This is a genomic window from Argonema galeatum A003/A1 (genome assembly GCF_023333595.1).
Classification (GTDB): Bacteria; Cyanobacteriota; Cyanobacteriia; order Cyanobacteriales; family Aerosakkonemataceae; genus Argonema; species Argonema galeatum.
The window spans coordinates 18,514-34,327 of the sequence record NZ_JAIQZM010000051.1 but is presented as its reverse complement, the minus strand read 5'-3'; the positions used below and the strand labels follow the sequence as shown (position 1 = coordinate 34,327).

14 protein-coding genes, 1 tRNA gene and 1 pseudogene are annotated in these 15,814 nt (G+C 46.4%); 7 read left to right on the top strand and 9 right to left on the bottom strand.

What is annotated here, in order from left to right:
• Nucleotides 1-181 precede the first annotated feature (181 nt).
• From glyQ to LAY41_RS29615, 3 genes are all read left to right on the top strand, one after another.
• The gene (gene glyQ / locus LAY41_RS29625) at nt 182-1,090 is read left to right on the top strand and encodes a glycine--tRNA ligase subunit alpha (RefSeq protein ID WP_249105926.1); all 909 of its coding nucleotides are present in this window, start codon (nt 182-184) and stop codon (nt 1,088-1,090) included.
• Nucleotides 1,091-1,125: 35 nt separating this feature from the next.
• Complete coding sequence (locus LAY41_RS29620) at nt 1,126-3,429, top strand: ComEC/Rec2 family competence protein (protein WP_249105923.1); 2,304 nt, start codon at nt 1,126-1,128, stop codon at nt 3,427-3,429.
• Nucleotides 3,430-3,478: 49 nt separating this feature from the next.
• Nucleotides 3,479-3,565, top strand: a tRNA-Ser gene (locus tag LAY41_RS29615).
• Nucleotides 3,566-3,864: 299 nt separating this feature from the next.
• Here the strand turns inward: LAY41_RS29615 and LAY41_RS29610 are convergent.
• Nucleotides 3,865-4,827 carry a protochlorophyllide reductase gene (locus LAY41_RS29610; protein ID WP_249105920.1) on the bottom strand — a complete coding sequence of 321 codons (963 nt, stop codon included), beginning with the start codon at nt 4,825-4,827 and terminating at the stop codon, nt 3,865-3,867.
• Nucleotides 4,828-5,022: 195 nt separating this feature from the next.
• Complete coding sequence (gene purN / locus LAY41_RS29605) at nt 5,023-5,682, bottom strand: phosphoribosylglycinamide formyltransferase (RefSeq protein ID WP_249105918.1); 660 nt, start codon at nt 5,680-5,682, stop codon at nt 5,023-5,025.
• 18 nt (nt 5,683-5,700) lie between these two features.
• On the opposite strand from purN, the gene LAY41_RS29600 reads away from it, so the two are divergent.
• Nucleotides 5,701-6,591, top strand: a complete 891-nt coding sequence (locus LAY41_RS29600; protein ID WP_249105914.1) for a carbohydrate ABC transporter permease — start codon at nt 5,701-5,703, stop codon at nt 6,589-6,591.
• A gap of 408 nt (nt 6,592-6,999) precedes the next feature.
• Here the strand turns inward: LAY41_RS29600 and LAY41_RS29595 are convergent, their stop codons facing one another.
• The 3 genes and pseudogenes from LAY41_RS29595 to LAY41_RS29585 all read right to left on the bottom strand — a co-directional run bounded on the left by LAY41_RS29595 (nt 7,000) and on the right by LAY41_RS29585 (nt 7,880).
• Nucleotides 7,000-7,194 (bottom strand): heavy-metal-associated domain-containing protein, encoded by a 195-nt coding sequence (locus tag LAY41_RS29595; RefSeq protein WP_249105911.1) that lies wholly within the window; start codon nt 7,192-7,194, stop codon nt 7,000-7,002.
• 160 nt (nt 7,195-7,354) lie between these two features.
• Nucleotides 7,355-7,606: pseudogene (locus LAY41_RS29590) on the bottom strand (DUF2442 domain-containing protein); the annotation flags it as partial.
• Between the two features lie 40 nt (nt 7,607-7,646).
• Nucleotides 7,647-7,880: a DUF4160 domain-containing protein gene (locus LAY41_RS29585; RefSeq protein WP_249105906.1), complete on the bottom strand. Its 234-nt coding sequence runs from the start codon at nt 7,878-7,880 to the stop codon at nt 7,647-7,649.
• Between the two features lie 87 nt (nt 7,881-7,967).
• Here LAY41_RS29585 and LAY41_RS29580 point away from each other — a divergent pair, with 87 nt between their 5' ends.
• The gene (locus tag LAY41_RS29580) at nt 7,968-8,879 is read left to right on the top strand and encodes a branched-chain amino acid ABC transporter permease (protein WP_249105904.1); all 912 of its coding nucleotides are present in this window, start codon (nt 7,968-7,970) and stop codon (nt 8,877-8,879) included.
• A gap of 142 nt (nt 8,880-9,021) precedes the next feature.
• On the opposite strand, the gene psaX is transcribed toward LAY41_RS29580, so the two are convergent.
• Together psaX and lipA are read right to left on the bottom strand one after the other, a co-directional pair.
• Entirely contained in the window at nt 9,022-9,162 is a 141-nt protein-coding gene (psaX, locus tag LAY41_RS29575; RefSeq protein WP_249105902.1) for a photosystem I protein PsaX, read from the bottom strand.
• Nucleotides 9,163-9,291: 129 nt separating this feature from the next.
• The gene (gene lipA, locus LAY41_RS29570; protein ID WP_249105899.1) at nt 9,292-10,239 is read right to left on the bottom strand and encodes a lipoyl synthase; all 948 of its coding nucleotides are present in this window, start codon (nt 10,237-10,239) and stop codon (nt 9,292-9,294) included.
• 561 nt (nt 10,240-10,800) lie between these two features.
• Between lipA and LAY41_RS29565 the strand changes: the two genes are divergently transcribed.
• Complete coding sequence (locus tag LAY41_RS29565) at nt 10,801-11,412, top strand: response regulator (RefSeq protein WP_338023074.1); 612 nt, start codon at nt 10,801-10,803, stop codon at nt 11,410-11,412.
• Between the two features lie 76 nt (nt 11,413-11,488).
• Here LAY41_RS29565 and LAY41_RS29560 read toward each other — a convergent pair whose 3' ends face one another.
• Nucleotides 11,489-12,160, bottom strand: a complete 672-nt coding sequence (locus tag LAY41_RS29560) for a glutathione S-transferase family protein (RefSeq protein WP_249105895.1) — start codon at nt 12,158-12,160, stop codon at nt 11,489-11,491.
• 30 nt (nt 12,161-12,190) lie between these two features.
• Nucleotides 12,191-12,967: a tryptophan-rich sensory protein gene (locus tag LAY41_RS29555; protein ID WP_249105893.1), complete on the bottom strand. Its 777-nt coding sequence runs from the start codon at nt 12,965-12,967 to the stop codon at nt 12,191-12,193.
• 492 nt (nt 12,968-13,459) lie between these two features.
• Here LAY41_RS29555 and LAY41_RS29550 point away from each other — a divergent pair, with 492 nt between their 5' ends.
• Nucleotides 13,460-15,814 carry an ATP-binding response regulator gene (locus LAY41_RS29550; protein ID WP_249105890.1) on the top strand — a complete coding sequence of 785 codons (2,355 nt, stop codon included), beginning with the start codon at nt 13,460-13,462 and terminating at the stop codon, nt 15,812-15,814.

Genomic DNA, 15,814 nt, shown 5'->3' with positions numbered 1-15,814 from the left:
TTTCGCTTCGCTTGCGCTGTGCTTTTCCGACCGCTTAATCAATATAACAACTCTACAATCTCCTGTCAAGGGGAAAAGTCAAAAAAGTTTGATAAAGTCTCAAAACCGCTCAGGCGAAGGTTTTTAGGGCACAATGATTGAGTAAATCAAACAGCTGGCTACTCTTGCGGGGAAAAAATCTGTGAACTTTCAGTCGATCATTGCCCAGCTAAATCAGTTTTGGAGCGATCGCAGCTGCCTCATTGCCCAGCCCTACGATATAGAGAAAGGAGCAGGCACCAAAAATCCTCATACATTTTTAAGAGCGATCGGGCCAGAGCCTTGGTCAGTCGCGTATGTCGAGCCTTGTCGCCGTCCTGGGGATGGACGCTATGGGGAAAATCCGAACCGCTATCAGCACTACTACCAGTACCAAGTACTGATTAAGCCAACGCCTCCGAATATCCAAGAAATTTATCTGGATTCTCTTAGGGCGCTGGGTATCCGTCCAGAAGATCGCGATATTCGCTTTGTGGAAGATAACTGGGAGGATGCAGCGGTAGGAGCGTGGGGAGTAGGTTGGGAGGTCTGGCTAGATGGGATGGAGATCACCCAATTTACTTACTTCCAGCAGTGTGGAGGTATTGATTGTCGTCCAGTCTCCATCGAAATCACATACGGACTGGAGCGACTGGCGATGTATCTTCAAGAGACGGATGCGATCGCTAAGATTCGCTGGACGGATGAGCTTACTTATGGAGATGTTCACCTCCAGGGTGAGATAGAACAGTGTATCTATAACTTTGAGGCTTCCAATCCAGATATGCTCTTCACCCTGTTTAACCTTTATCAGCAGGAAGCAGATCAATTAATTGGACGAGAACTTGTTCTACCAAGTCTTGACTACGTTCTCAAGTGTTCTCATACTTTTAACTTGTTGGATGCTAGAGGAGTTATTTCGGTAACTGAGCGGACTCGCTACATCGGCAGAATTCGCCACCTAGCCCGACAAGTGGCCCAACTTTACTTACAACAACGGGAGAAGTTGGGTTTTCCATTACTGAGAGGACAGCAGACTGAACAGCAGTCATCAGTTCAACTGGTATCGTAAAAACAGCAACTGAAAAGGCTTTCTAAGAACCGATCATGAGTGCAGCCACCAGCGGTGTTATTCTGTGTCTGGCCTATATTATTGGCCTATTGTCTACAGCATTTACCTGGGGAGGTTATGCTGTACTGGCTTTAGGGGTCGGAGCCGCAGCAGTCCTGCCGCGTTTGTGGCGAAAAGGCCCCAAATCGTGGTTATGGCTGGCAGCTGGTTTTGTGGGATTGCTAGCAAGCCTATATTTCCAGGCAAGGGTGCCACATCCGGCGGCTAATGATATTAGCCAGAACGATCGGGCTCTGCAACAGGTGGTCACGGTACGGGGTAAAGTTGAAAGTATGCCCCGCCTTACCCGAAATCAAAGAGTTCAGTTTTGGTTAAAGGCAACTCAATTAGACGAAGTTGTCGGAAGCGATCGCCCGATGGATATAGGCAAAGAAGTCACGGGGAAGCTATACGTGACAGTGCCCTTACTACAAGGTACTGCTCTATATCCAGATGAAGCGATCGCAGTTACAGGCACTCTATACAAACCCGAACCCGCCGCAAATCCAGGCGGCTTTGATTTTAAAGCTTACCTAGCTCAAGAAGGCGCTTTTGCAGGTCTTAAAGGTCGTCAGGTAAGTTTTGCCGATGAAGAGACAGCTTCCCAATGGGGATGGTGGACTATCCGACAGAGAATTATCCGCTCCCAAACTCGTTGGTTGGGCGTCCCCGAAGGACCATTTGTCAGTGCGATGGTTCTGGGAAGCCAGACAGTAAACTTGTACCTGTCTCCCCAAATCAGAGATATGTTTGCCAGAGTTGGTTTAGCTCATGCTTTAGCAGCATCTGGCTTTCAAGTATCCTTGATTCTGGGCATTGTCTTAACGCTGACCAGACGGTTGTCAGCGCGGACGCAATTTGGCAGCGGCGTTCTAGCTCTAGCTTTTTTTCTGGGTTTGTCAGGGCCACAAGCACCAGTGCTGCGAGCTGCGGTCATGGGATTTGGGGCATTAATTGCTCTTGTAGCGCAGCGGAAAATGAAGCCATTGAACTCGTTGCTAATTAGTGCCACCCTTTTACTCCTGTTCGATCCCCTCTGGATTAGGGATTTGAGTTTTCAACTGAGTTTTCTGGCAACGTTGGGATTGTTGGTAACAGTGCCAGCCTTAATGAAAGGACTGGACTGGTTACCGCCACTATTCGCTTCGGTTATAGCGATTCCTATTGCAGCTTCCTTGTGGACGCTACCACTGCAATTATATGCCTTTAAAGTAATTTCTCCTTACAGCATCCTGGTAAATGTAATCAGTACAATACTTGTCACAATTATTAGCATCGGTGGATTTATCAGCGCGATCGCAGCATTGGTTTGGCCCTTGGCAGGAAGCGCTTTAGCTTGGCTGCTATACTACCCCGCGCACTGGTTAATTTTATTAGTCGAATTTTTTGGCAAGTTACCAGGAAATTCTGTAGCTGTTGGAGCTATTTCTACTGTACAGTTGATTGCACTCTACGGGCTGATTTGCTTAGTTTGGCTTGTGCGTTGGTTGCATCGGCGTTGGTGGTTGGCTGGAATTATGGCGATCGCTCTAGTCATTATCCCAGTTTGGCAAACCAAAGCCACGTTATTTAGAGTAACTGTACTGGCAACAGCTAGAGAACCTGTAATGTTAATCCAAGAGAATGGACAAGTTGCATTAATTAATAGTGGAGATGCCAATACAGCCCGTTTTGCCGTGCTACCTTTTTTGCAGCAGGAAGGCATTAATAAAATTGATTGGGCGATCCGCACTGAGGCGAACGCTGCCAACTCCCAGCAGACGGCGAATAGTGGATGGGTTACAATTTTAGATCGTTTACCTATTGCGACTTTTTACGATAATCCCGGCCCAAAAGCAGACTCTACCAATCAGTCTTCTATTTTGGGCGCAGTGCAAGCCCGTCAAGGAATTTACCAAACTTTGACAACTGGTCAAACTGTGCAAATTGGTTCCACAACGGTTAAGTTGATCAATGCTGAATTGCCTGTGTTGCAGTTCCAGATTAAAGAACAGAGTTGGTTATTGCTTGGGCATCTTCAGCCAGATCGACAAAAGGCGTTAGCAATCCAAGGAGGATTGCCAAGGTCTCTAGCGCTTTGGTGGTCTGGAGAGCGTTTAACGCCAAATTTGCTAAAAGTGGTACAACCAGGAGTAGCGATCGCTTCATCTAACTCAGTTGATTTAGATACTGCTACCCAGTTGCGTAAAGCTAAAGCACAAGTTTACAGCACAGGACGCGATGGAGCCATCCAATGGACTCCAAGCGGGGGATTTGAGACAACGCGGGAATCAACAGAAAACGAAACTTCCCTGTTTTAAAAAGCTGACAAATCGCTGCCAAAGTGCTAAGATATATATCGCACCTATTGGAGAGGTGGCAGAGTGGTTGAATGCGGCGCACTCGAAATGCGCTTTAGCGGTAACGTTAACGTGGGTTCAAATCCCACCCTCTCCGTTGAAAACAACCGAACTAAAGATAAATAAAATCAAAAACTCGGATCGAGATAGTTGTGTTTTGAGGTGTTCAGTGTAAAATTTAGTTAATGATTTCATTATTCTCATTTAATAAGTAGGTCTTGTTAAGAATAAAAGACCTATCCTTTTTTGACAACAATCAGCAAAACCAGCACGCAGTAAGGGTTTTGCTGATTGTTGTCGCCCCGTTAGGATATCCTGGATGTTGTACCGATTTGGGAGAGGCAGGAAGAGGTATCTAAGCAGTTAGATCCCTTCGCGTTCTAGGAGTGGGTGGTTTCACGCAAGTCCAACTAGCTTGGCGCTCATTTCCCACATACGCTCAGCTTTTTCATCATCGCGTGCTTGGGGAGAGACTTTTTGAACAAAGGATTTGCGATCTTTCTTCTGGCGATTCCCCCAACTCCAGTAGGCACCGGATTGTCTATATTCAGGGTCGGCGACTACTGCTGCAACCCGTTCGCCTGCCAATTCTTGAGAGACATACCCTCCTGTGATGTACTTCTGGAACAATGGGAAGAGTGTCTGAAATAGGGGATAGTGGTTGCGGAATAGGGGCGTTTCGGCAACGCATCCGGGATAGAGAGAAGTGAAAGTGATGCCTGTTGAATCGTGATAGCGCCGATGCAGTTCTCGCACGGTCAATATGTTGCAGACTTTGCTGTCTTTGTAGGCTTTGACGGGTTCAAATTCTTTGCCGTCAATCATCGATATCGGTTCTTTAAATCCTGCTGCAAAGCCATCGAGATTTCCTAAGTCTGGCTGTGGGGGAATTTTGCCGCCCAGTTCGTCTGGATTGTGGGTGACGGTTCCTAAAATGACGAGTCTGCGATCGCGATATGATGATCTCTTCAGGTCTTCCAGCATGATCTTGCACAGGAGGAAATGACCGAGATGATTGGTGGTAACAGTCAATTCGTAGCCTTCTGGGCTTCGCAAAGGCTCTTTTAATAAGGGCATATAAATTGCGGCGTTGCACACCAAAGCGTCCAAGGACAGCCCCCGTGCCCTGAAGTTCTCTACAAACCGTCGAACGCTCTGTAAGGAACCTAAATCGATATGTATGAGGGTGTAGCTGCCTTGGGGCATTCCTACTGTTTCGGCTGCTTTTTGTGCTTTCTCTAAATCTCTACAGGCCATTACCACGTGCCATCCCCTTTGGGCAAGTGCTTTTGCACCATACAAGCCGACTCCTGATGAGGCACCCGTGATTACGACTGTTGACTTCCGTGGTTGTTCCATTCTGCTCAAACTCTATTGACCATCGTTGACTGTTTCTAGGATCTCATAACATTTTAGATTTTAGATTTTAGATTTTACAGAACTTACGCTTTTAAGGCGCTTTTACCCCCAGATGTAGAGTCAATTCATGAATTGACTCTACATCTGTAGTGGATGAGGCGATAAAATGCGTAAGTCCTATTTGAGAAACTCTTGCTACGAAAGAGTCTGAGTGGCGGCTAGTGCGATCGCTCTCGGTAAAATTATATGTTCCTGAACTTGGATGCGATCGTGCAAAGTATCTGGAGTGTCATCAGGCAGTATTGGCACTGCTGCCTGCATCAAAACTGGGCCGCTATCCACTTCTGGCACAACTAGATGAACGGTACAGCCAGTAATTTTTACACCAGAGGCAAGGGCTTGCTCTACAGCCTTCGCACCCCTAAAACTAGGTAATAAACTGGGATGAATATTAATCACTCGGTTGGCAAAGGCATCAATTAATACGGGGGTGACAATTCGCATCCAACCGGCCATAATTACCAAATCGACGCCGAATTGTCGGAAAGTCTCGACAATTTTGGCATCTAAATCTTCGCGCTTGCGATAATCCCGGTGATTGATGAGGACTGAGGGGACGCCCCAGCGTTCGGCTCTTGCTGCCACTTTTGCACCGGGATTATTGTAAATTACGGCCTGAATTTGGGCTTGGAGTCGTTTAGATGCGATCGCTTCGGCAACTGCCTCAAAATTACTACCGTTCCCAGAAGCCATTATCCCCAATTTTAAGGGAAAGCTTGGGATGATGCTAGAGCAAGGAACATCGGGTGAAATCAAGCTAGGGGTAGAATTAGCTGGTATTGGATTAGCAGTCATGGCAGCTGGGAGGAAAAATTGCTCAGGCCAAAAGTATATGGTAAATCTTGGTTGGATAACGATGATCGAGCAGCCTGGGTTTTCTTAGCCCCAGCACTTATTTTACTGGGCGTTTTTGTCCTGGGGCCGATCGCCTACCTGTTTTACCTTAGTTTCACTGCCGGTAACTTCACTCAAGCTGGCACTCGTCTGGTAGGTTTGAAAAACTACTGGCGCTTACTGCTGACCCCTGATTTTTGGCAAGTTCTGGGTAATACCGCTTATTTTACGATCGCCACCGTCATTCCCAGCCTAGTTATCCCGTTAGGATTAGCCGTATTGTTGAACCGCACCGTAAAATGGCGGGGAATACTGCGAACTGCTTATTTTATTCCCTCAATTACATCCTTAGTTGCGGTTGGATTGGGATTTCGCTGGCTGTTTCAAACCGAAGGGCCAGTCAATGCCCTCCTTAATTTTATGGGAATTGAACCAATTCCTTGGTTAGGTAGCACAACTTGGGCGATGCCTGTGTTGATTTTATTGAGTACCTGGAAGCAGCTGGGTTTTAATATGGTGGTATTTCTGGCAGGACTGCAAGCAATTCCACAGCAACTTTACGAAGCAGCTGAGTTAGATGGAGCCGATTTCTGGCAACAATTGTGGCATATTACCCTGCCTGGATTGCGACCTACTATAGTATTTGCCACTGTCACTACTGTGATTTTTACACTGCGGAGTTTCGAGCAGGTTTACGTCATCACTGGCGGCGGGCCGTTGAACTCTACCAATTTGCTGGTTTACTACATTTATGACCAAGCATTTGCTCAGTTTGATTTCGGCTATGCAGCGGCTGCCGCAACGGTATTGTTGGTGGTAACCTTGTTGTTGGTTTATCTACAATTGCGTACTTGGGGCGAGGAAACATGAATTCTTATGCGATTTTTCAAGGGAAAAGCGATCTAAGGTCAGAAACAATTCAAAAACAAAGATAAAAATCTCGATTAAGGTTTACGCAATTGCCCCCCTTACCCCCCAAGTTTGGGGGGAAGAGGACTTTTCTAGCCCCAAGTTTGGGGGTAATATCGTGTGCGGTAGCATCGGTAGTACATAAGTGATATCTGTAAATTTTCTGTTGTCATCGTTTGTCATCGTTGGTTAAAATTTAACCGCAGATGAAGAATGATGAACGCAGATAAACGCAGATATGCGATCGCAAATTTTTTATGTTACCGGATATGATATAACAGGAATTTTCTCACCCCAAATTTTGGGGGTCGGGGGGGCAAAATCTAAGCTTGTTCGTAAGTCCTATCGCTTTTTGAATTGTTTTTTGTGCTAGCCAACTGGATATCCAGCTTGGGCTAGAGCTTCTCTAATTTCTGTTTCAGGCTGTTGCGTTTGGATGCTGACAATTTTAGTTTTGGTGTCAGCTTGCACCTCAGCAGTTGGATCGACCTGTTTGACTGCTTTAGTAATGGTATCTGCACAGGCAGAACAAGCCATAGTAGGAACTTTCAATTCTAGTGCCATGAAATTCTCCTTGTGTTTGATAGCAAATGGGATAATAGTATCCAAAACCATGTTTTAGGTTTTGAAGAACTTATAGTTATAAGCTAAACCCTCTAGTCAACTGGAAAGTCAAGGGTATACTACAGAATTTAATATTTTCTTAAGCTTCTCGCTCTGCCAATTACATTTTATGTGGGATGCTGGTGCGGCAACTGGTAGAAGAATAGTTGGGTATAGCCTCACCCGTGATAACTGCATATAGTACATCTGGATCTAGATCGGCTTCATTAGGCCAGACTATGGTTCCCAATTCCGAGTTTAGCTGCACTTGATTAAAGTAAAAAACTTCTTTGAGGTAAGCAAAAATGCCCGAAAATTTGATTAACTGACTCACATCCACTACAGCTTCAATTCCATCTTCAAAGCACAGGTGAAGTTTGTATTCTTATAACGGTTGTACAGCAACAATATCTTTAAGCATATATTACTCCAATGGTTGTATTTTCTCTGTTTGTGACATTGTGGCGGGCGCGTTCCCAGTTTCCTAGAAGTTCTGTTTGGTGAAGGGATGCCCACTCTACCACAATCCCTAAGACTCTAGGGGAAAGTTCTCCTTCCAGCGCAGATAGGGTTTGAATGGCAATAATAGCTTTTTGCTGCCCATACCGAATATAAAAATGCGGTGGCGAATGGTCGTTATAGTACATTGATAATGATTATGCCAAAGAAACGGCTAATTTCAGGCATTATACAGACATTCCTCAAATCTCTTTTTAGGGTATTTCATTTTGTTTATGGATCTGCAACAAACTGCACAATTACTTGCGAATGGTATTGCCGTGGGGAGCATTATTGCCCTAGCAGCAGTCGGGCTAACGCTGACTTATGGAATATTGCGGCTTTCCAATTTTGCTCACGGTGATTTTATGACGCTGGGGGCCTATCTTACCTGGCTAGCTAATACGAATGGGGTAAATATCTGGCTGGCTCTAATTTTAGGGGCAATAGGAACGGTGGGGGGGATGCTGTTGTCGGAAAAGCTGCTGTGGTCGCCGATGCGTGAGCGCCGCGCCACTTCCACCACTCTGATTATCATCTCCATCGGACTCGCCTTGTTTATCCGCAACGGGATTATCTTCATCTGGGGGGGTGGAAACCAGTCTTATGATTTGCCAGTTGCCTCAGCTATAGACATCCTGGGCGTCAAAGTAGCCTTTTACCGTATCGTGGTGGTAATTTTAGCAATCCTGGCAATTGTCGGGCTGCACTTGCTCTTGGAGAATACCAAAATGGGCAAGGCGATGCGGGCGGTGGCGGATAATGTCGATCTAGCCCGCGTGACTGGCATCAATGTCGATCGCGTCGTTATTTGGACTTGGGTGATTGCTGGCACTTTAACGGCGTTGGGTGGCGGTATGTATGGACTGATCACCGCCGTGCGGCCAAATATGGGCTGGTTTCTAATTCTGCCAATGTTTGCCTCTGTGATTCTGGGGGGCATTGGTAACCCTTACGGTGCGATCGCCGGTGCCTTTATAATTGGGATCGCCCAAGAACTGCTGCCCTACCTATCAACTGCATTAGCAGAATCCCTCAACCTTCCCTGGCTAGGCATTGGCTATCAATACAAGCAGGCTGTCGCACTTTTAATTATGGTATTAGTGCTGCTCGTCCGTCCCCAAGGTTTGTTCAAAGGCACGCTGTGAGCAGCACTAATAACATAGGTAGGATTTATGCAGAAACCGGGTTTCTTTAAGAGAATACGTCGTTTGGGCGATCGATCTCAGTCCAGAAACCCGGTTTCTTTCCGAACAGTGGGTAAGTCCTAATCCGATCGAATCGTCGAAACTATACCAAAATGTGGAAATAATAGGCTGCTACCAGGAAGTTGACACCTAAAAGAAACAGGAACCAGCCTGTGCGATAGGGGTAGGGGGGTGTTGTGGAAGGACGAGTAGCAGCAGTAGTTTTCGTAGCTTTAGCAGTCATAGGGCATTCTCCTAATTTTGTGACTTGATTAACAGATACCAAAAATCGATCCCCAGTAGCACAACCTGCGAGAAAGATTTACAGGTTTGGTAGCTATACCCCAAGTTACAAACCTTTACGCAGGTTTTCTCAAACGTTCTCACCCGCGTGGTATGAGCTGCGAACGAGTGGCCCGGAACGAACATGAGCAAAGCCCATTTTGAGTGCGATCGCACCCAGGTTGTCAAATTCTGCTGGCGTCCAGTACTTTTGCACTGGCAGATGTTCTAGGGAGGGGCGCATATATTGACCCAAGGTAATGCGATCGCACCCCACCGCCCTTAAATCCGCCATTGTCTCAATTACTTCGGCTTCCGTTTCCCCATGTCCCAACATCAACCCCGATTTGGTAGCAATTGTGGGGTCAAGTTCTTTGACGATCTGGAGGACAGCGAGAGTGCGATCGTACTTAGCCCCCCGCCGCACCGGGCCTTGCAGCCGTCGCACCGTCTCCACATTGTGGTTGTAACAAGCTGGATTTGCCTTCACCACCGTAGCAACCCGTTGGCGCTGTTTTTCCTCTGGCATGAGCCGCTCATCACCCTGTCCGCCCCAAAAATCCGGCGTCAGCACCTCAATCTGGGTTTGGGGGTTCAGCTGGCCAATAGCCTGCATCGTCGCCGCAAACCAACTCGCACCCCCATCCGCCAAATCGTCTCGCGCTACCGAAGTCAGCACCACATAGCGCAAACCCAGCAACTGCACAGATTCTGCCACCTTTTGGGGTTCCTGGGAGTCTAGGGGCATAGGCGCGTGACCTTTATCCACTTGACAAAAACCGCAAGCCCTAGTGCAAACTGGCCCCATCAACAGAAAAGTTGCCGTTTTTTGGGAATAGCACTCGCCTCGGTTGGGACAGCGCCCTTCTTCACAAATCGTATGAATCTGGCGCTGCTTAATAATGCGCTGCACCGTGGAGATTTCGCTGGCTTTGCCAATACCTCGACTTCGCAACCAAGGCGGCATAGCCTCAATTTCAGACCGCATCTGGGAATCCGCTTTTGGGGTTAGGGCAGTTGGATGAGCTTCAGAAGGCATAGGAGATGAGTACTTATACGTTAAAACAGGGTACCGGCTTTTTTTAAATTGCTATGCCTCAAATTGTAGAGCTTTAGCTAAACTGGCATTATGTTAGAAAGCCACCTCGGACTCCAACCGCACTTGAATCTCGGTCAGGGTACTCCGCCTGGGCTGTACTTACGCTCATCTCAGGGAAAATGCTGCTAGGGTAGACAAGGAACTGGTAGGATCGGTGGATAGACATAAAAATATTAGTCGTAGTAGACAGTTTCAATTGTCGGTACTCAGACTAAGGCTTGTGAGTATAGGGGATTTCTATATACTTACTTTAGACAAGTAAAACATCGTTCAATGCCAAGCTCAAACAAAGACTACTATGGTTGATTGAAACACTTTGGATTCCATCGTGTCTACCTGAGTCGGCTGTAGGGTTACAATAAACTCTGCTCGTACCGGACAGCCGACAAAACAAAAAAACTCCAAACCGTGTTAGCGCAACAGTGTGCGGCACGGTGAAGAAGCCCACTCGATCGCATTAATTTCAGAACAAAGTTACAGTCCCCGCCAGAGGAATCGGTCGTGCCTAAAATCCTGGTTATTGACGACAGCGGAGTCATCCGAAAAACCGTAAAAGATATGTTGCCTGCGGCTAAGTTTGAGATTATCGAAGCCAAAGATGGCGTAGAAGGACTCAACTTAATGCGTAAGGAACGTCCGAACTGGATTATGTTGGATTTCATCCTGCCCAAAAAAAGTGGTTGGGAAGTTTTTCAGGAAATTGAAAAACAACCAGAATTGCGGACGATTCCTTTAGTGGTAATGTCAGGTCGTAAAGACGAAGTTACTAAAGAAATTGGGGAACCATTTGAGTTTTTTGAATTTCTGCCAAAGCCGTTTGACCAAAAGCAACTGATGGCAGCTCTTAAAACGGCGCAGGAGAAATCGAAAAAACCGCGAGCGAGTGTCGCGCCTGCGGCTAAAGCAGCACCAGCGGCAGCACCAGCGGCAGCACCAGCGGCAGCCCCAGCAGCAGCACCAGCAGCAGCACCAGCGGCAGCAGCGAGCGATGGAGCAGCAGCAGGGGAAATCCAAGCTCTGAAACAGCAAATGGCTAAGATGCAGGCTGAGATAGATGCGTTGAAAAAACAAAACCAGCAGATTATGGGTTTTCTCCAAAAGATGAAAAAGTAGTAGCTACTATTTCAAGGTGATTATTTACGCCAAGTAGCACGATGCTGCTAGGCGTATTTTTTTAGCTCAAGTTCCTTCAGTGATTCTGCGGTGCTGCTATTAGCTGTTGGAATCGAGGCTTTAAAAAGGCTTTAACTTCCTCCAGACTTACGTGCGTATTTTGCCACGCCTCACGCGCACTCAAGCGTTCAGACCAGGCACTCACCTGGGGATAATTATCTAGAGGCACACCTAGCGCAGGCATCCAAGGCACGACTGTTCCGGCGACGAGTTCGGCTAGAGTGATGGTAGAGCTACCACCAAAATAAGGGCTAGACCTCAGTAACCCCTCAAAAAATTTCAGTACCGTGTGTATTCGCTGTTCTGCTTGTTCCAGCTTCTGTGGGTCATCCGTAGGAATGCCCAACATCCGATAAGTCAAAGGATTCATAGCAGGAAACAGTTCGTTGACAGTCACCAATTCCACCATCCGCACTGTTGCTAGAGCTTTGGCATCTGTAGGCAGCATAGCAGGCGTGGGGTACTTCGCCTCCAGATAGTCGAGGATTGCCAAAGATTCTACGATGCTAAAATCATCATCGACTAAAACGGGGATGTGGTGGAAAGGGTTAATCGCTAGAAAGTCTGCTTGCAACTGATCCCCATCCAAATTGAGCGTCACCAGTTCAAAAGGAATCTGCTTCTCTAGCAGTGCAATCCAGACACGGCGAGAGTTTGGGGAAATGGGTGTGTGGTAAAGCTTGAGCATGGCATCTTGGGTTAAGGTGGGGTTCTGAATTTAAGCGCGGCGCAGTAGACGTATTAATACTAACAAGCCCAAAGCGATCGCTAAACCACCAGCTGTCGCAGCTAGAGCAAGTTGATTAGCCTGACGCACAGCAATTGCTACAAATGCCCAAATAATTACCAGGGGATAAGCTATATCAGCTCGTTTAGCCGTAATTGTGGCCGCAATCCCCGCTGCGGCAATCAGCATGATTGCTGTCCATACTTGCGGACTAATTCCCCAACCGTTCCAATTAATACTGTAGAGCGCGATCGCCACATTGACAATCGTCGCCACACTAATCCAACCCAGATAAATACTTAAGGGAATATGTACAAACCACAACTCTTTTCTGCTAACTCTTTCTAAACCAATCCCCAGGCGCAGATAAATAGCAATTAGTGGTAGCAAAATCATCACCATTGCCAGTAAAGAAAGTGCGAACAAGCGATACTGAAACAGAAATATCCAGATAATTTGAGCAAAACTGGCTACTGCTAATAAATAGCCGATTTTATGTAAGCTCGGATTTTCTCGTTGAGCGGGTAGTACTTGATAAACCCCTAAACTAATCAACCCCAAATAAATAAGTCCCCAAATTGCGAAGGCATAGTTGGCGGGAATGATTTTAACCTCTCCGAAAAAAGTGTTAGAAATTTCGCCAATTGTAAGCTCGTTGAGGGGAGCAATATTGGCTAAAATATTGAGTGAGAATGCGGCAAGGATCGCAATCAAGTTTACCCATTGCTTGAGAATTTTTGAGTCGAAGCGGCCAGAGTTTGAGTTCATACGTATGGATACTCCTGTTGTTTTAATAGCAAATCGCCCTCAGCCTAGAAATGCTGGGGCTACGCAGGCTATATAGCTGCTATTTCTTTAAGCTTAAGCATTTTTTTAGAATTATGACCGACGCTAGAACACCGGATGGGGATGAGAAACCGGGTTTATTTGGTTGTAAAGGTCGAGATTTCGTTGATTTATAGCCACAGTCAGATATGTTAAGACAGTATAGAGCTATTCCTCGCAAGGAAGCGACTGTGTTTGCACGGCTTCCGTTGCACTTTGCTATAACCCGCATATTGCCGGTTTCTGGGATTACTGAAGCGGCGTTCTAGTTCCTTGGCGATATTATTGGTAAGCACGCTTAAACTCTTTTGGACGGTTCACTCAGTCGGAGGCAAGAGTTACTGGATAACTTGGCTACTCAAAAAAAAGAAATAAGCGTGATAATTTAATGATAGTTAGCAGAGCTAAGAGATTATCTCTGGATGGGAGGAAGTGATGAATAGCAGTGCCATTTTGTGTGTAGATGACGATCCATTCGTTTTAAAACTGCTCCTGGAGCAATTAAAGCGCCACTTGGGAGATAGTTATTACATTGAAGTGGCAGGAAGCAGCAAAGAAGCTTTAGAAATTGCTGAAAAATTGCATGACGAGGGAATAGAAATTAATCTAATTATCTTCGCTCAATTCATGCCAGGGATAAAAGGAGATAAACTGCCGATCGCGTTTCAGACGTGGTATCCAAAAATGTTGCAAATAGCGTTAACTGAACAGGCAATTACTGAGGCAGAAATCGATCCCGTTAACGCTGCCAACTTTTATCGCTACATTGCTAAACCTTGGAATGAAATTGACCTAGTATTGACTGTAAAGGAAGCCCTGCGGCGTTATACACAAGAGCGACAATTAGCTAAACAAAATGCGGTACTGAAAAAATTAAAGACGTCCCTAGAACGAAAATTTGCAAAGCGTACTCTCGAACTGACCGCAGCCAATACCCGACTTCAACAGGAAATTATCGATCGTAACTTACTTGAGGAAAAGCTGAGTTTTTCTGAGCGGAAAATACGTGCAGTCTTCGAGGCGATGACCGACATTGTACTGATAGTTAGCGAAGAAGGAGCCATAGAAGTTGTACCGACAAATCCGGCTCGATCGGGCCAAACTGACGCCAATTTGCTCAACTTAACTATAGAACAATTTTTTCGGGAAGAGTCAGGGGAAGTTTGGTTCGGCAAAATACGGCAAGCACTAGAAGAAAACCAAGCGATCGATTTTGACTACAGCCTACCCCTTGACAACGAGGAAGTTTGGTTTGCCGCCTCCCTTTCCCCTTTACCCAACAACTCGGTCATCTGGGTAGCGCGTAACATCACCGAACGCAAGCAGGCAGAGGCAGCAATGCAGGAAGCAAAAGCGGCTGCCGAAGCTGCAAACCGCGCCAAAAGTACCTTTCTTGCCAATATGAGCCACGAATTGCGATCGCCCCTCAACGCCATCCTTGGCTTTGCCCAAATAATGAGCCTCAGTCAAACCCTACCCTCCGAACACGGTGAAAATCTCGGTATCGTTAGGCGTAGCGCCGAACACCTGCTCACCGTGATCGATGACGTACTAGACATGGCCAAAATTGAGGCCGGACGCACCACCCTCCACGAAACTAACTTCGACCTCCATCGCCTGCTGAACGACTTGAAACAAATGTTTCAACTCAAAGCTGAAGATAAGGGATTGGAGTTAATTTTTGTTTCCTTAGACGTGCCTAAATATGTGCGAACCGATCAAGTTAAATTGCTTCAAGTCTTGATTAACTTAATGACCAACGCGATTAAGTTTACAACATCGGGCACAGTGTCGGTAAGGGTAAGACGGGGAATGGGCGAGTGGGAAGTGGAGCGTAGGGGAGGCTGTAGCGCGACTCGCTGTTCCCTACATTTTGAAGTTGAAGACACGGGTGATGGCATCGATCCCGACGAGTTAGATAGTGTATTTGAAGCCTTTGTGCAAACAAAAACAGGACAACAAGCGCAGGAAGGGACAGGCTTAGGGTTGCCTATTAGCCGGAAATTTGTCCAACTGATGGGTGGCGAAATAACTGTCAGCAGTGAAGTTGGCAAAGGCACCACCTTCAAATTCGATATTAAAATCAGCCAGATAAAGGCTACTGAGATCGAGAGCAAACAAGCGACACAGCGAATCATTGGCTTAGAACCGAACCAACCTCGCTATCGCATTCTGATTGTGGACGATAAATGGGACAATCGCCAGCTACTTGTAAAACTGCTTTCCCCACTTGGTTTTGATATCAAAGAAGCCAGCAACGGTAAAGAGGCTATTGAGATATGGGAATATTGGGAGCCGCATCTGATCTGGATGGACATGAAGATGCCGGTAATGAACGGGTATGAAAGTACCAAACGGATTAAAGCGACCGCTAAAGGCCAAACCACTGTCGTGATTGCTCTAACAACCAGTAGCTTTCAGGAAGACGAAGCCATTATTCTAGAAGTTGGTTGCGATGATTTTATCCGCAAGCCCTTCCGAGAAGAAGATCTCTTTAAAACAATGAATAAACATATTGGGGTGCTATATGTTTACGAACAACTAACCCACTCGCCAGCTTCAACCAAAACGGACGCGCTGGTTCTCAAACCGGATGTCGTTGCTGCCTTACCTGCTGATTGGTTAGCTTCCCTGCAACAAGCTACAATCGAGTGCGATTTAGCGATGATGCTGCTCCTGATCGACGAAATTCGCGAACAAGACGATCGGATTGCTAATGCGCTAGCTTATTTAGCTAACAATTTTCAGTTTGAAGAGCTATTAAACTTAATCCAGAGCGAGACAGTTTAA